General features: G+C 63.8%; 16 protein-coding genes. 6 read left to right on the forward strand and 10 right to left on the reverse strand.

Annotated elements, in window-relative coordinates; all coding sequences use genetic code 11:
* Positions 1–124: 124 nt before the first annotated feature.
* On the forward strand, positions 125–853 hold the full coding sequence (locus ONR57_RS13510; RefSeq protein WP_265124029.1) for a class I SAM-dependent methyltransferase: 729 nt from the start codon (positions 125–127) through the stop codon (positions 851–853).
* Here ONR57_RS13510 and ONR57_RS13515 read toward each other — a convergent pair.
* Entirely contained in the window at positions 850–1,884 is a 1,035-nt protein-coding gene (locus ONR57_RS13515; RefSeq protein ID WP_265124030.1) for a beta-ketoacyl-ACP synthase III, read from the reverse strand. The two genes, ONR57_RS13510 and ONR57_RS13515, sit on opposite strands and share 4 nt — an antisense overlap.
* A gap of 549 nt (positions 1,885–2,433) precedes the next feature.
* On the opposite strand from ONR57_RS13515, the gene ONR57_RS13520 reads away from it, so the two are divergent.
* The gene (locus tag ONR57_RS13520; RefSeq protein ID WP_265124031.1) at positions 2,434–3,492 is read left to right on the forward strand and encodes a beta-ketoacyl-ACP synthase III; all 1,059 of its coding nucleotides are present in this window, start codon (positions 2,434–2,436) and stop codon (positions 3,490–3,492) included.
* A 20-nt stretch (positions 3,493–3,512) separates the two neighbouring features.
* On the opposite strand, the gene ONR57_RS13525 is transcribed toward ONR57_RS13520, so the two are convergent.
* On the reverse strand, positions 3,513–4,241 hold the full coding sequence (locus ONR57_RS13525; RefSeq protein WP_265124131.1) for a TetR/AcrR family transcriptional regulator: 729 nt from the start codon (positions 4,239–4,241) through the stop codon (positions 3,513–3,515).
* Between the two features lie 70 nt (positions 4,242–4,311).
* Between ONR57_RS13525 and ONR57_RS13530 the strand changes: the two genes are divergently transcribed.
* Positions 4,312–5,466, forward strand: coding sequence for a DUF2306 domain-containing protein (locus ONR57_RS13530; RefSeq protein ID WP_265124032.1), 1,155 nt, complete (start codon positions 4,312–4,314; stop codon positions 5,464–5,466).
* Here the strand turns inward: ONR57_RS13530 and ONR57_RS13535 are convergent.
* Entirely contained in the window at positions 5,414–6,619 is a 1,206-nt protein-coding gene (locus ONR57_RS13535) for a PrsW family intramembrane metalloprotease (protein ID WP_265124033.1), read from the reverse strand. The genes ONR57_RS13530 and ONR57_RS13535 overlap by 53 nt on opposite strands.
* A gap of 138 nt (positions 6,620–6,757) precedes the next feature.
* Between ONR57_RS13535 and ONR57_RS13540 the strand changes: the two genes are divergently transcribed.
* Positions 6,758–8,389: a phospholipase D family protein gene (locus tag ONR57_RS13540; RefSeq protein WP_265124132.1), complete on the forward strand. Its 1,632-nt coding sequence runs from the start codon at positions 6,758–6,760 to the stop codon at positions 8,387–8,389.
* On the opposite strand, the gene ONR57_RS13545 is transcribed toward ONR57_RS13540, so the two are convergent.
* Entirely contained in the window at positions 8,386–9,339 is a 954-nt protein-coding gene (locus ONR57_RS13545) for an NAD(P)/FAD-dependent oxidoreductase (RefSeq protein ID WP_374116443.1), read from the reverse strand. The genes ONR57_RS13540 and ONR57_RS13545 overlap by 4 nt on opposite strands.
* A gap of 88 nt (positions 9,340–9,427) precedes the next feature.
* Here ONR57_RS13545 and ONR57_RS13550 point away from each other — a divergent pair, with 88 nt between their 5' ends.
* Positions 9,428–10,009, forward strand: a complete 582-nt coding sequence (locus tag ONR57_RS13550) for a helix-turn-helix domain-containing protein (RefSeq protein ID WP_265124035.1) — start codon at positions 9,428–9,430, stop codon at positions 10,007–10,009.
* Positions 10,010–10,075: 66 nt separating this feature from the next.
* On the opposite strand, the gene ONR57_RS23520 is transcribed toward ONR57_RS13550, so the two are convergent.
* The 3 genes from ONR57_RS23520 to ONR57_RS13560 all read right to left on the reverse strand — a co-directional run bounded on the left by ONR57_RS23520 (position 10,076) and on the right by ONR57_RS13560 (position 11,154).
* Positions 10,076–10,252, reverse strand: coding sequence for an FAD-dependent oxidoreductase (locus tag ONR57_RS23520; RefSeq protein ID WP_374116444.1), 177 nt, complete (start codon positions 10,250–10,252; stop codon positions 10,076–10,078).
* Positions 10,253–10,590: 338 nt separating this feature from the next.
* Entirely contained in the window at positions 10,591–10,725 is a 135-nt protein-coding gene (locus ONR57_RS13555) for a hypothetical protein (protein WP_265124036.1), read from the reverse strand.
* Between the two features lie 135 nt (positions 10,726–10,860).
* Complete coding sequence (locus ONR57_RS13560) at positions 10,861–11,154, reverse strand: TetR/AcrR family transcriptional regulator (RefSeq protein ID WP_265124037.1); 294 nt, start codon at positions 11,152–11,154, stop codon at positions 10,861–10,863.
* A gap of 94 nt (positions 11,155–11,248) precedes the next feature.
* Here ONR57_RS13560 and ONR57_RS13565 point away from each other — a divergent pair, with 94 nt between their 5' ends.
* Positions 11,249–12,745 carry a 13E12 repeat family protein gene (locus ONR57_RS13565; RefSeq protein ID WP_265124038.1) on the forward strand — a complete coding sequence of 499 codons (1,497 nt, stop codon included), beginning with the start codon at positions 11,249–11,251 and terminating at the stop codon, positions 12,743–12,745.
* 76 nt (positions 12,746–12,821) lie between these two features.
* Here the strand turns inward: ONR57_RS13565 and ligD are convergent, their stop codons facing one another.
* From ligD to ONR57_RS13580, 3 genes are read right to left on the reverse strand one after another with little or no spacing between them, the layout of a single operon-like run.
* The gene (gene ligD, locus ONR57_RS13570; RefSeq protein ID WP_265124039.1) at positions 12,822–13,820 is read right to left on the reverse strand and encodes a non-homologous end-joining DNA ligase; all 999 of its coding nucleotides are present in this window, start codon (positions 13,818–13,820) and stop codon (positions 12,822–12,824) included.
* Positions 13,817–14,887 carry an ATP-dependent DNA ligase gene (locus ONR57_RS13575; RefSeq protein ID WP_265124040.1) on the reverse strand — a complete coding sequence of 357 codons (1,071 nt, stop codon included), beginning with the start codon at positions 14,885–14,887 and terminating at the stop codon, positions 13,817–13,819. The genes ligD and ONR57_RS13575 overlap by 4 nt, the downstream gene beginning before the upstream one ends.
* 40 nt (positions 14,888–14,927) lie before the next feature.
* Positions 14,928–15,395, reverse strand: a complete 468-nt coding sequence (locus ONR57_RS13580; protein ID WP_265124041.1) for a GatB/YqeY domain-containing protein — start codon at positions 15,393–15,395, stop codon at positions 14,928–14,930.
* Positions 15,396–15,491: the final 96 nt, after the last annotated feature.

Consider the following 15,491-nt stretch of genomic DNA (forward strand, 5'->3'; position numbering starts at 1 on the left):
CACCACCATCGGCGTTGGGCAGCGCTCCTGCGCGCTCTTCATGATCGGATGATAATCGGTGGAGCGCGAGCGTTGACAACCGTTTGCGGAATTGACCCGCACGCTTCGGGCGTACGGTGGCACCATGAGCGACCACACATCGACAAGTTTCGGCCAGGCAGCGGCGCTGTACGACCAGTCGCGGCCGTCGTATCCGCCAGAGTTGCTCAACCGTGTTCTTGAGACGGCGGACGGTCCGGTCGTTGACTGCGGCGCCGGTACCGGCCTGCTGACCCGCGTGCTCCTCGGGCTAGGGCACGAGGTCGTCGCCGTCGAGCCTGATCCGTTGATGCGGCAGCAGTTGCGGCGAGCATCACCGCAACTGACGGTGTTAGAGGGCAGCGCTGAATCAATGCCGCTTCCTGATGCGTCGGCACGCGCCGTGGTGTTCGGCCAGGCATGGCATTGGGTGGACGTGACCGCCGCATCGCGCGAAGCCGATCGCATACTCACCAGCGGCGGCTGTTTAATTCTCGTGTGGAACATTCGCAACGAGGGGGCCGGATGGGTGCGCGCGCTCACGGAAGTCATGGGCCGCAGCCCAGCTGAGAGTCTTATCCTGGGGCCGGGCCCTGCCGTCGCGGCGCCTTTTCGTCTGGACCGGCTCGAAACGGCCGATTGGGATCGGGTCGTCACACCAGAAACCATTCGGGGGCTCGTGAGAAGCCGCAGCCCTTACCTGAACGCAATACCCGCCGAGCAGCGCCGAGTGGACGCAGCAGTCGACCGCCTGCTCGCCGAGCACCCTGCCATTCAGGGGAAGGTGCAGTTCGCACTGCCGTATCGGACGTACGCGTTTCGCTACACCCGCTAGTTGTGCACCGGGAGATCACTGCAAATTTCGGGCAGCGCCACGACCTGCGCCGCGTACGACAACCCAGCACCGAAGGCAATCAGCAGCGCGATCCCGCCGGCCCGTGCCTCACCCCCGCGGATCAGTGTGTCTATCGCCAGTGGCACCGAGGCGGCTGATGTGTTGCCAGCCTCGGTGATGTCCCGTGCGATAGCGACGTGGGCCGGGATCTTGAGGCTGCGCGCCATCGCCTCCGTGATCCGCATGTTCGCCTGGTGCGGGATAAACGCGTCGAGCTGATCGATCGTGACACCGGCTTTGTCGAGTGCTTTGCGGGCGACCGGAGCCATCGTGAAGGGCGCCCACCGGAACACTGCGGTTCCTTCCATACGGACGGCGGGGCGCTCGATTGTGGGATCGCTGCGGAATTCGCCCCAGCTCGGCTCCTGGCGTATCGCGTGGCTTTGTGAGCCGTCAGACCCCCAGACGACGGGCCCGATCTTCGGAGTACGTGACGGGCCAACAACCACAGCGCCCGCACCGTCCGCGAAGATGAACGCGGTTGACCGGTCAGTCGGGTCCATGTTGTCGCTGAGCTTCTCCGCGCCAATGACAAGTACATGGCCCGCACTGCCTGCCCGCACCATGTCGGCGGCGAGCGCGAGCGCATGGCAGAACCCGGCACATCCAGCTGAGACATCGAACGCAGCCGCTCCCCGGATGTTCAATTGGTGAGCAACTTGTGGTGCGGCCGCAGGCGTTTGATACAGGTGAGTCGAGGTCGCCATGATCACGCAGTCGATGTCGCCCACGCCGATCCCGCTCGCACTAATAGCCCGCTGGCCTGCGCTTACACCCATTGTGATCACGTTTTCCGCGGCTTCGGCGAAGCGCCGCTGACGGATGCCAGACCGGGTCTGGATCCACTCGTCAGAAGAGTCGATCGCACTGGTCAGATCGACGTTGGGTACGACGCGTCGCGGGCGGCAAACCCCCAGGCCAAGCATCTGCGCATGCGCCGCGCCGGTGATGGCGGCAATGTCCGCTGACATTCTTCCCCTCTCCCACTGTGTGCCGCTATTGTCCCGGTTGGCGAGTGAGAACCCCGGGATTGTCGGCACGGCGGGTCCGAAGTGTCTACGCGCCCGAAACTTACTGTGGCGTCGGTTCCGGCGGATCGGCGTATGTCGGCACGAGGGCCGACGCGAAACATCATTTCTGAGTGTGTCAGTTCGCCAGATTTCTGCATGGCCTGAAATTCAGGCAGCGTCACCGGCCCGGATCCTGGGCCAACGATCACCCAATCAGGTTCGGCGAAGGTCGCGCACCTATGCTGACGATGAACGTCATGTGACGCGACGGCAGCCCTCTATGAAAGTCCCGGTGGGTACCCCGCCCTGCGGTATCCGAGGTACGAATCGACGAGCCCGCGTGCGCCCACCATGTCGAGCAGTGGCACGCCGTCTTGAGAACCCCGGGACGCAAACACCAGTATATTTCTGACTTGGACAATGCGACGCACATACGGTTGCAGTTTGTCCGCCACCGTTCACCGGATATGTTTATTAGTCGACGCAACAGGGGCGAAGGAGCCGGGATCAATGGTCAGCATTGCCTCCACAAGAGGCCACCAGAACGTATCGATGCTCGGAATTGGCGCATACCGGCCAAAGCGCCTCATCAGCAACGACGAGCTATGTGAGGTACTCGACTCCTCTGACGAGTGGATCTATGAACGCAGCGGCATCCGCAACCGCCGGTGGATCAGCGGTGACGAGTCATCGCGCCAGATGGCTGTCGCGGCGTCCGAGCGGGCTATCCAGAGCAGTGGTATCGACCGCGCTGAGATCGGCGCCGTGATCCTCGCGACGTCGACGTGGAAGACACTCGTTCCGCACGGCGCCCCGATTGTTGCTCATGACCTCGGCATGAATGGGGTGGCCGCGTTCGATATTACGGCCGGCTGCGCTGGGTTCGGCTACGGCCTGTCCGTCGCGGCAGATCACATCCGCGCGGGATCAGCGAAGTACGTGCTCGTGATCGGCGTGGAGACCATGTCGCTCGGCCTCGACCCCACCGACCGCGGCACTGGTTTCATCTTCGGCGATGGCGCGGGAGCCGTCGTTGTCGGCCCGAGCGAGGAGAACGGAATTTCTCCGACTGTGTGGGGCAGTGACGGTGAGAATTCGACGGCGATCTCGCAGGAGTACGACCTCGTTGAATACATGGATCGCGCGGAACGGCTGCAAGGCACCGGATCGACGGACGAGAAAGTCGGACGGCTCGTGATCCGGATGGACGGGCAGCGAGTATTCCGCTGGGCTGCAATTACTCTTCCGAAGGCGCTGCGCAGCGTCATCGAGAGCTCAGGTGTTTCCGCCGAGGATATCGACGTTTTCATCCCGCACCAGGCGAACGGCCGCATCAATGACCTCATGAAGAAGAACCTCGGGCTTGGCGAGGGCGTACCCGTCGCGAACGACATCGAAAACACGGGCAACACCTCCGCCGCGTCTATCCCCCTCGCAATCGAAGAGATGCTGGTAACAGGCAAGGCGAAGGGCGGCCAGATCGCGCTGCTACTCGGCTTCGGAGCCGGCCTCAGCTATGCCGGGCAGGTTGTGAAACTCCCTCCCGCCCCGGTCGAGCCGAGCTTCTGACTCAGCACCTCAGCCCGCCGTCAGACCGGCTTTGACGGCGGGCGTGGCACCCGCGTGAGTGCGATTGTGGCGCGCCCTTCATCGTCCAGGTAACCCGGCGTACAGAGGCCCTCGATGATGATCTGGCGGGCTTGATAAAGGCAGTCTTCCACGGCGTCGCGGGGAAAACGGAACGCTTCGCCCTGCAGACTCAGCGCGACAACTCCGTTCCAGGATCCCAACAGGAACCGGGCGAAGTACGCGCTATTGACTGGTTTCGCCTGTCCAGCTGCTATCGCCGCGTCAATCCTGCTTTCTAGGTAGTCAAGCAGCGCGGTTATCCGCTCTCGCATTTTTTCACCGACCGAGTCCTCCCCTTGCGCCATGGAACCCGACGCAATGAAGCGGACTAAGAATGGATGGTCGAGCAGCAGATTGAGGTAGGCGCTACCGGTAGCCACCACCTGCTCGATCGGCAGATCGCTCACCGCGTAGGCCATCGCAAGGTAGTCCTGAATGCGGTCGAATATCCGGTCGGCGGTCGCGACAACCAGGCCCTCTTTGTTGCCGAAGTGCGTGTAAATCGAACCTACCGAGACATCTGCGGCGTCGGCGATCTGTTCAACGCGTACCGCTTCGGCCCCCTCTGCAGTGAGTAGTCGCTCCGCCACATTGAGTATGGCTTCGCGGTTGCGCGCCCGGCGCCGACTGACTCGCCGACTCTGTGGTGCCGCACCTCCGGCCTGCTTGTGCTGGGCGTCTGCAGTCATCCCCACAGGTGCCACTCTGAACCGGGAACCCAACGGCGCGCAGCCCAGCCAACGGCGGCAGGAGTAATCCATGAAGAACAGACGGGTCCGCACTGGCATGTGGATCGGAGTGGCGGTCCTTTGCGTCGTCTACGGCCCGATGGCGATCGAATACACGCTGCGCTTCTTCAGCCCGCACGCACCGGCACTGTGGGATACGACATTCGCGTCCGTTGTCGGCGACAGAATCGTCTACGGTGAGGGGTCCGTGCATCGCGATCAGCGCGCAGCATACGAGAACAGCCTCGGATGGCTGCTCGTGCACACGATCGGCGGCGGATTAGCGATCTTGCTGGGCATCACACAGTTCTCGCAGCGCTTCCGTACGCGGTACCCCCACATCCACCGGCGGGTCGGGCGGACCCAAGTGGGCATCGTCATCATCTCGATGATTGCTGCAATTGCCTACCTCATTCGCACTGGACCCGAGGGCACCTTCTCCGGTCCAGCCTTTTATCTGCAGCTCTGGGCCCTGGCCCTCGGGACCTTAGCAACGTCAATTCTGGCTGTGGTCGCTATCATGCGAGGCCAAGTACGTGTTCACCAGGCATTGATGACGGCCAACTTCGCACTGCTGTTATCCGCGCCACTGCTGCGCATTGGCTATCTGGTTTTCGGGCTCGCTTGGCCCGACACCACCCACGATGTCATCAACGTGGCGAGCGCCGAGGCGGTACCACTTGTGCTCTTGCTCGGCGCGTTCGTGGCAATCAGGGCCTCGGACACGCGCCGGATTTCACGAGCCAACCAGCCAATCACCGTACCAATGTGGGTCAGCGCGACGATTTACCTGTCCTCGCTGCTCGCGCTCATTCTTCTCGTCGTAGCCGTTCGCTCGCACATCGGCGCGGTTGACCGTCTGCTGGCCACGCACCTCGTGACCTACGTCATCGCGCTGGCAGTGGTCGCTGTAATGCGGCACCAGGCTCAGCGCGACGGCGATCTCATCGGGGCCGGCGAGTGCAGAGTGACTCATCTGGGTCTCGTCGCCGCCCCGGCTGCTTTCGCCGCGCTGTGGGCAATCTATGCGGTGCCGTTCACGGTCTCGGAGGCCTTCTACGGCGCCACTCTGACCGGCGCAGCAGTCACGTTCTTTGCCGCCTACGGTGTGGTCACGTGGAACCGCCGAACAGTCACGCGCGCAGGTACGGGTTCCGCTGCCCGACAGCCTGCGACGCCGTCGTAAGCGCTGCCGGATAGCTGTGGGCCCGGGCGCGCGCCTCGTAAAGACTAGCGATGAGCTCCCGTTCGAGGGCCGCGAAGTCCGCGCCGATCGCCCCGCGCGCCTGGCGGTCGTAGAGAATCGCAAGTTCTGTGACGACGGCGTGATAGGACCTCACACCTTTGGCCGCCTCCGCTCCCTGGCGCTGCCTGATCGCGGCGCGCCACCGGCCACGACTCGTCAGGCAGGCCAGCGGCGCCACCTCGCCCGGATGAATGAGCCGCGCGGCTACCATTCGCGGCAGTTGCTGGGCGACCACGCGCTGAAGCCGCTTGCGCTGCCACACCACCAGCGCGATCGCACCCAGGAACACCGGCACCATGATGATGACGTAGACGATGAGGAATCCCGCACCGTCCATCACGAGGATCGAGCCGTTCCACAGGCCATGCAGAAGCATCGCGGTAATCAGCCCGAGGGCGGGGGCGATGATCTTCACCCAACTGCGCGATGACTGCACTGCGAGACCCAAACCCACGCCGAACATGATGGTGAACAGCGGGTGCGCAAACGGGCTGAACACGCAGCGGAGCACAAACACGACCAACCCGCCTGCAAGGCCATCTTCTTCCAGCGCGGCACCCAGGTAGAAGATGTTTTCCATAAACGCGAAGCCGAGCCCCACCAGTCCGGCATACACGATCCCATCCACTACCCCATCGATCTCGCGACGCCGGAACCAGAACAGCCACAACAAGAAGAGACCTTTACTGATCTCCTCCACAACGGGGGCTGTAACGGCCAAGCCGAACGCGTAAGTACTGTCCGCGGCGAGCAAGCGAGACCACGTGAGGTTGAGGGCCACGCTGCCGAGCAGTGCGGTGGCGACTGCGATGCTCGCTCCCCACAGGAACGCCGCAAGCAATAGCCGTCCGGGTTCCGGCTCCCAGCGGTCCACCCACAGGAAGAGCATGGCGATCGGAATCACCGGCATCAGTGCGAGGATCGTCGCGGTACCACCTACCGCGATTCCGGCCTGCAGCCCAAATACAGCGATAAGGAAGACCGCGACAACGGCCATGATGACCAGCACCACAATCGGAATGAGCGCACGCCGATTGTGCTCGACCGACCACGGTACGTGGTGCGGACTGTGCGGACCGGCTGGCTGGTTCATCGCATCGCCTCTCAGTGTTGACCCGACGGGAGCACAGTACTAGGCCCGCTGCGGTAGCGTACGGTGGTGGCTTCGTCCGGTGATTTCCTTACCCACCTTCGCGGACGTCTGGGCAGCGCCTTCGACGTTGGGCGCCGGATGGTTCAACGGTCCCTGCGCAACCTTGCGGAGCCCCGCGGAGGCTTCGATAGTGGGCATCACTGGTTCCTGACGAGCAGGGAACGCGGCAACCCAGCGACGAGTTTGTCACCCTGGACCTCCGGGAACACTGTGATACCGCACCCGCATGGCCACTCGTACTTCGCGCGGCTCGCCGCGGCGCTGAACGCCGCGGGCAGCGGTGATCTGGTGCTTTTCACGGATTGGCGCGGCGACCCTGAACAACTTCTCACCGATGACGGTCTGACGATCGTCGAGGCGTTCGTGTGTGCGGCGCAGCGCGGTGCGATCGTCCGCGGCCTGATGTGGCGTTCCCATATTGAAACGATGGGCTTTCACGGGCCCAAGAACCGTGAACTCGCCACGAAAATCAACGATGCTGGCGGCGAGGTCATCCTGGACCAGCGGGTGCTCGCGCTCGGCAGTCATCACCAGAAATTCGTCGTCATTCGCTACCAGTCACCGCGCATCGATGATGTCGCTTTCGTCGGCGGAATCGACCTCGCGCGCAGCCGCCGTGACGACGCCACACACGCGGGTGACCCCGTCGCGCGCCCCTTCCCAGCCGAGTACGGCCACACCCCGCCGTGGCACGATGTGCAAGTTGAAATGCACGGTCCGGCGGTCGCCGACGTCGAGCAGATTTTCCGGGAACGCTGGGAAGATCCCGCTGCGCTGTCCCGGCTCCCCTGGCACGCGATCCCCGACATTATCCACCCGCGAATTCCCCGCGAACCGTCCGCGATTCCGCGTTTCACGGAGGCCCCCGTGCGGCGCGGCACGTGCGACGTTCAACTGCTGCGCACCTATCCGCGACGCAAGCCCGCGTACCCATTCGCGCCACAGGGGGAACGCAGCATCGCGCGTGCATACGCAAAAGCGCTGCACCGCGCCCGTTCCCTCATCTACATCGAGGATCAGTACCTGTGGTCGCTCGACGTCGCGCGCGTGTTCTCCCACGCGCTGCGCACACATCCTGATCTGTACATGGTCGTAGTGGTGCCGAAATACCTCGACGAGGAAGGCGCGCTCACGATACCGTCAGCCCTATTGGGGCACGCCGAAGCGATGAACGAGTTGCAGGCGGCCGGGCCGGACCGCGTTGCGGTCTACAACGTCGAGAACCATGCTGCCGTACCGGTATACGTGCACGCGAAGGTGTGCGTCGTCGACGATGTATGGGTGACTGTGGGCAGTGACAACTTCAACCGCCGCTCGTGGACGCATGATTCAGAACTCACCGCGGCAATCATCGACAAGGAACGGGATCAGCGAGCGCCGTTCGATCCCGCCGGGCTCGGCGATGGCGCCCGGGTGTTTGCCCGAAACCTGAGACTCACGCTGGCGCGCGAGCATCTCGATCGCGCCGACGGCGACGACTCGGATTTGCTGCACCCCGCCGAGTTCTTCGCCGCCATGCAAGCCAGCGCCGACAAGCTTGAGGACTGGCACCTGAGTGGCCGGCGGGGGCCGCGCCCACCTGGGCGGCTGCGCCCGCACGCCGTGGCGCGCTCACCCAGGTGGCAGCGTGTCATCGCGGCCCCTATCTACCGCAACGTCGTGGATCCGGACGGGCGGCCACTGCGGATGCGGCTGACGAAGCGGTTTTAGCGGCTTCGGTGCTTCGCGACCGCTTTCTGGACTTCCTCCTGCACAAGGTCGGCGTTGATCTGGGCACCCGCGGCAGCACCCGCAGCCGCGGCAGCACCAACTTGGGCGGAGAGATCCGTGACATTGCCTGCCGCCCAGACCCCCTGCACCTCAGTACGCCCAGTCGGGTCGACGGGGATGTACTCGCCCATCCCAGATGGATGCGCTTCCGACCGCAGCCCCAACGATTCGAGGAAGCTCGCGCGTGCCACCATCCGCGTCGCCACCACCACGGCCTGCCGTTTGATCACCGTCCCCTCGTCGAGTCGAATGCCCACGATGGCATCGTCGGCGATCTCCAGCGCCCGCACTCTTTCGGGCACGGTGCTCACGCCAAGCGCGGCGAGCTGCTCGGACTCCTGATCGGTCAGTTCGGTGCCGTTGAGAAAGTACACAATGTCGTCACTCAGCTGCCGAAACAACAGCGTCTGGTGCATAGACATCGGACCAGTAGCCAGGATGCCGATCGCCTGGTCACGCACTTCCCAACCATGACAGTACGGGCAGTGAATGACGTCGCGTCCCCAGCGTTCCCCGATGCCCGCTATGTCGGGCAGTTCGTCGGTGAGCCCAGTCGTGACGAGGACGCGTCTGGCACGCACTGATCGTCCGTCTGACAGGCTGATCGTGAAGCCGTCGCCGTCGCGTGCGATACGCGCGACCGTCGCCGTGACAATTTCGCCACCGTAGTGCTGGACCTCGGCGCGGCCCCGCGTGAGCAGGTCCCCCGGCGGGATCCCCTCTCTGCCGAGTAAGCCGTGGACTCCGCTGGCAGGCGCGTTGCGCGGCTCCCCAGCGTCGAAGACGACAACCGAACGGCGGGCGCGCGCCAGCATTAGCGCACCGTTAAGCCCCGCGGCGCCGCCACCGATGACCGCGACGTCGAACACTGTTTCTTGTTCAAGATCCATCATTACCTCCCAGGAACGTATGCCACGATGGTGCAGGCCCCGCTCGTGATTTGGCAAGAATGTTTGCCGAGATGGCAAAATTGCCACTATGGACGCTGATTTTGGTGGGGCTCTCGACCAGGTCGGCGCACACTTGCGCGCGCTGCGGCTGCAACGCGAGATCACGCTTGCCGAGCTTTCGGCAGTGACAGGAATTTCGGTGAGTACCTTGTCGCGCCTTGAATCAGGGAGCCGCCGGCCCGCGCTGGAACTGCTACTCCCCCTTGCCCGGGCGTACGGCGTCACTTTGGACGAGCTGGTGGGTGCACCGGCAACTGGCGATCCGCACATCCATCTGCGGCCGATCACCTCCCATGGCATGACGATGATTCCGCTGACCCGCAGAGCCGGGGGCATACAGGCGTACAAACTGGTGTTTCCGCCGGCGAAAACCGAACGTGAACCCGTGCTGCAAACGCACGAAGGATACGAGTGGATGTACGTGCTGAACGGTAAGCTGCGCGTCCTCCTCGGTGCGCATGACGTCGTGCTGTCGCCCGGCGAGGCTGCGGAGTTCGACACCCGAGTGCCCCACTGGTTCGGCGCGGCGGGGGCCGAACCAGTGGAGATTCTCAGCCTTTTCGGTAAACAGGGCGAGCGCGCCCATCTGCGCACCCGCCCTGCTGACTAGACCAACCCCAACCCCTTGGGGTGCTGGTTTCGAAGGACGACGGGGCGGTGCGGATTCGTCGGGACGCTACCGCGCTCCACCCCCTGTCACGTTGATGATCTCGAGAGCACCCCGCAGGCCCGACTCTATCGCACCGTCAACATAGCCGGGGTGGTCGTTCGCGGTCTCGGTACCAGCGCAGTGGATATGCCCTACCGGCTGGTGCAGGAACGGCAGCTCGCTGGTCGACTCAGGTCTCGTCAGGGCGAGGTAGCCGCCGCCCTCGCTTTCGTCGAGGTGCCACGACTGTGCTTCTTCCGGCGGTCTGCTGGATCGAGCTCGTCGAGTGCACGCGAGGCCGGGCCGGCGACAAGAAACACCAGGTGGCCCGGCCCACCGGGTGAACCGCTATCGAAGACAGCGCGGCCCGGATCGTCGAGGACAATGAAGTCTCCGCCCGCCGTGCGTCGCCAGAACGGAGTGCCGTAAACGGCGATTCCCTAGTAGACCGCTCCACCGTCGAGTCCTGCCATCCGCGTGGCACAGAGATCCGGGTCAGCACTTCGATACCGGCAAGCGCACCCACGCGCGGGGTGAACTGCCTAATCCGAACGGCGCAGCCCCGCGACCGGCCGAGGATCCGCGAATTGAACGAGCATGTCGATTCCGCGCTCGAGATCCCGGCTGGCACGGCTTGGATCAGGATTCGTCACGTACTGGATGATCAGACCATCCATCAGCGCGAGCCACCTGTTCGCAGAATTCGCTGACGAGCACCGTGTACCGGTCGTATTGCAGCCGGGCCAGACCTTCCCGCACGGACTGAATACATGGCGAGTTCGTACTGCATGATGTGCAGTCCTTCGTCTGCCTCAACCGTGGCATCCCAGAATTTGGTGACGCCGTGGCGAAGAGCGTGCTCCACCCCCCAGATCGACCTCCAGCCCGGCACGCACCGTGTCGAGTGCGGTATCGATAATTGCCGCTATCACCGCGCGCAGCAGCTGATCCTTGGATGGGAAGACGTAGTGCGGCGTTCCCAGTGGAATGCCAGCTTCGGCCGCGACAAGGCGCAAGGTCGTGGCAGGGGCCCCCACGGAGCTGAAGACCCGAATCGCCGCGGCGACGATTTGCTCCTCTCGCTCGGCTGCTGTGACGTACGCCACAGCTCCAACCTGCAAAATGTCGGGACAACCGACTAAAAACCCGGCCAAATCGGTGTTGCGATTTTTGTCAGTAGGCGCGTGTAGTATCGCTCATATGTTCGATTTGCTGGTGGGGGCGCTCGACGACGCGGGCGTGGCAGGGTTTGACGAGCTTGACGATGCGGGAGTGATTGAACTGGCCTCTGTGTGGCATCGCCTGGAGTCCGTGGTTGCTGAGCGCAAATATGCGGCTGCAGCGGAACTGTTCCGTCGGTACCGCGAACGCGATGACGCAGATGGCGGCTGGGTTGTGGACGCTTACGACCAGGCCGAAGCTGAAATTGGTGTTGCGCTTGGCATCTCCCGCCGCGCCGCGGGCGATGTCGTGGGCTTCGGGGATACCCTGGCGACGCGTCTGCCCAGGTTTCGCGAAGCTATCGCCGGCGGCCTGCTCTCGGTGTACCAGGCTCGCCAGGTTGAGAGCGCAACCCGCAACGTCTCGGAGGCGATGATCGCCCCGGTGGAAGAGCAAATCCTCGCGCGGATGCTCGCCCGGGGCGGCACGGCGACGGGACGGCGACTACGCGACATCGCCAATCGCGTGATTACAGCACACGACCCGGATGGCATTCGGGCACGTCGGCAGTGCGCGCAGGATGAACGCTACGTCGAGATATCCACCGCCGAGGACGGTATGGTCAACGTGCTGGCCAGCCTCCGCTGCGATGACGGGCGCTTCCTCGACGCACGAGTCACGGAAATGGCGAAAGAGGTGTGCGCCGACGATCCCCGTACATTCATGGCCCGGCGCGCCGATGCCCTCATCGCGCTGGCCCATGGCGAACCACGCCTGGTCTGCCAGTGCGGCACTGCCGACTGTACCCAGCGTGCCGAACTGCCCGCCCGCCGCAAACCTGTCGTGCACGTCATTCTGACCGACACCGCATTATCCGGCCGCGACCAGAACGCCCCCGCCTACCTCGACGGGCACGGCATCATCGACGGCGCACTCGCTCGCGAGATCGCGGCTCAGGCTGTGGTCCGCCCCCTCAACCCCCAAGCTTCCAGCAGTTCAGCAGACCAGCTACCATGTGGGCCTGAAACGGCTGCGTCAGATGACCACGACGCGACACTGATGTACCGGCCGAGCCAGCAGGTCTCCGACCAGTCCCGCGCCGAGCATGGCACCTGCCAGTGGCCGCACTGCGACCGCGCGGCTTGGGAATGCGACCTCGACCATAACGAAGCCTTCAACCACGCCAACCCTAAAGCGGGCGGCCGCACGATCGCAGCGAACCTCGGCCCATTCTGCCGCGGACACCACCGCGTCAAGACTTTCTGCGGCTGGAGCTTCACCCCGGGACCGCGCGGCACCACGCTCCTGCACACACCGAGCGGGCGCCACTACACCCTCTACACCAGCGGACCTGTCGAACTTCTCACCGGAAGGCCGTCCCCAATCACTCTCACAGAATCAACCCTCGCACCGAGGGTAAAGAAATCACGTACCCGGGCCCAGACCCGCGCCTCGCGCGTCCGCGCCGAACGTCGCATTAACCAGGGCATACGTTGCCGCAACAACAACACCGCCGGCGCGGCCCCACCCTTCTAACAGCCACGCACGCAGCACCCGGCAGGACACCTGCCGGGGGCACACTCATGCCCGGAAACTCCGAACTACTGCGGGGTTAGGCCGAGTCCCGCTTGGCTCGGCTTGGGGAAACCCGCGGCGGTTCGTTGGGCATCTTCGGGTAGACGGGCGGCCACGGCGCATCCATCAGTCCGCTCGCCATGTCACGTTCGGACATGTCGAGCAGCGGCTCAAGCGATTGCGGGGTATCCGCCTTGCGGGACCATGGATCGCCCTGCGCTGCGACAAGCTCGGGCACGGTCGCGAGAGTGAGCGCATCCGGTTCGACCGTCTCCAGTTCAGCCCAGCTAATCGGTGTCGACACCTGCGCCCCCACTCTGGGACGCACGCACCACGCACCGAAGACAGTCTTGTGCGGCGCATTCTGGTTGAAGTCGACGAACACTCGTGGACCGCGTTCTTCCTTCCACCACTGCGCGGTTATCAGGGCAGGGTGACGCCTTTCGAGTTCCCGGGCAAGGGCGACCGCGGCCGCGCGAACCTGATAACCGTCCCACCGAGGCTCGGCGTGCACATAAACATGCAGCCCGCGTGAGCCGGACGTTTTGATGTGGGACTCAATTCCCAACTCAGTGAGGAGGTCACGCACGCAGATCGCTGCGTCCTTCACCTGCGTGAAGCTCACTCCCGGTGACGGGTCGAGGTCGATCCGAAGCTCGTCGGTAGCCTCCGGACTGTGCGCATGGTACGGCCAGGCGTGAAAACCAATGCAGCCCAAATTCACTGCCCACAAAATGTGTGCCAGGTCCTTCGCGACAAGCGCATCCGACGTTGTGCCGTTGGGTGTCGAAACGACAGTGGTCGTTAGCCATGCGGGAGCATTCTTCGGAACACGCTTCTGAAAGAACGACTTGCCGCCCGCGCCCTCTGGATAGCGCTCCATCAGCAGCGGCCGCCCACCCAAGGCTGCGAGCAGTGGTTCGGCAACACTTTCGTAGTAGCGCGCGAGGTCCAGTTTCGTCCAGCCGTGTTTGGCGAAGTAGACCTTATCGGGATTCGACAAGGCGACTTCTGCACCTGCGGCTTCGATGATCATGACGGGACCGCGAATATCTCAGTCAGCTCGGCTGGGGCAACCTCGTCGAGTTGGGCATAAGTGCACGATTGGGGTGTGCGATCCGGCCTGAATCTTACGAGCCTGCCGCCGTGCCGGAACCGGCCACTCTGCACGTGTTCATAACGCACTTCAGCCACGAGTTCGACACGCAACGGCTCCCACGTCAAATCCTTGCCTGCGCTCCATCGGCTCTGCCCGCCCGGCATTCGCCCTGTCATCGCGGCTGCCTCATCTGCCCAGGAACGCCACGGGTGGTTCTCGAGGGCATTCTCGCGCCATGGGGCTAGTTCACCCACCAGTGATCGCCGCTTGGCCGCGGTGAAACTGCTTGCGACGCCGACATGGTGCAAGATCCCAGCATCGTCGAACAATCCGAGCAGAAGTGACCCCACCCCCTCGCCGTCCTTATGCCAGCGGAACCCTGCGACAACACAGTCCGCGGTGCGTTCATGCTTGACCTTGATCATGGTGCGCTTGTTCTGCTCGTACGGCAGAGAGGCACTTTTCACCATGACGCCGTCGAACCCAGCCCCCTCGAAACGGGTAAACCAGTCCTCCGCCACCGCGGCGTCAGCGGTAATCGGCGTCAAGTGAACGTAGGGCCCGGTTGTGAGCGCAGCCGTAAGGTGCCGGCGGCGCGTTTCGAAGGGCGCCGTCAGCAGGCTTTCGTCTCCAAGCGCGAGCATGTCGAACGCAACGAACGACGCGGGTGTCGCCTCCGCGAGCTTCCGGACGCGTGACGCGGCTGGATGAAGGCGCAGCTGGAGCAGATCAAAATCGAGGCCGCGCTCTGTGACGATGACGATCTCACCGTCGATGACGCATCGATTAGGTACAGCGTCGCGCAGGACGTCGACGAGTTCCGGGAAGTAGCGTGTGAGCGGCCGGTCGTTGCGCGAACCGAGCTCGATGTTGTCGCCATCGCGAAAGACGATGCAGCGGAAACCATCCCACTTCGGTTCATATCGCAGCCCGTCAGCGCGCGGCAGGTCGGAGGCGGCCTTGGCCAGCATAGGCCGCACCGGCGGCATCACAGGTAGCTGCACACACCGATCGTAGGTCAGGCCGCTCGGCGCCGGTGCGATCTCAGGCGAGTTTTTGCTTCACTGCTGCGGCTACCCGAGAACCATCTGCGCGTCCAGCCACCTCCGCTGACGCGACCTTCATAACCTGACCCATCTGCCGCATACCGGGGCGTTCGCCCATCTCTTTCTCCACTGCGGCAAGCGCGTTCGTCACGACGGCGTCGAGTTCCTCATCCGACAGCTGCCGGGGCAAGTACCGCGCGATAATGTCGCCTTCAGCACGTTCTTTCGACGCGAGCTCTTCGCGACCGGCCTCTGAATACACGGTGGCCGATTCGGCGCGCTTTTTCGCTTCTTTGGTGAGCACCTTGATGACTTCCGCATCCGTCAGCTCTCGCGCTGCGGCGCCAGACACTTCTTCGGTGCGGATCGCCGCAATCAGCATGCGCAGCGTCGCGGTGGTCGCAGAATCCTTTGCTTTCATCGATGCCGTCAGGTCTTCGCGCAGCTTCGCTTTCAATTCAGACATAGTGCAACCCACATTACGCTGCGAGCGCGAAGGCGCGCGTCGTCCGTAGGGTTGAACTCAGTAGGGTCGAACAAGGACCGCAACACTATCGAACCC

The sequence above is a fragment of the Hoyosella sp. YIM 151337 genome (genome assembly GCF_026041215.1).
Lineage (GTDB): Bacteria > Actinomycetota > Actinomycetes > Mycobacteriales > Mycobacteriaceae > Hoyosella.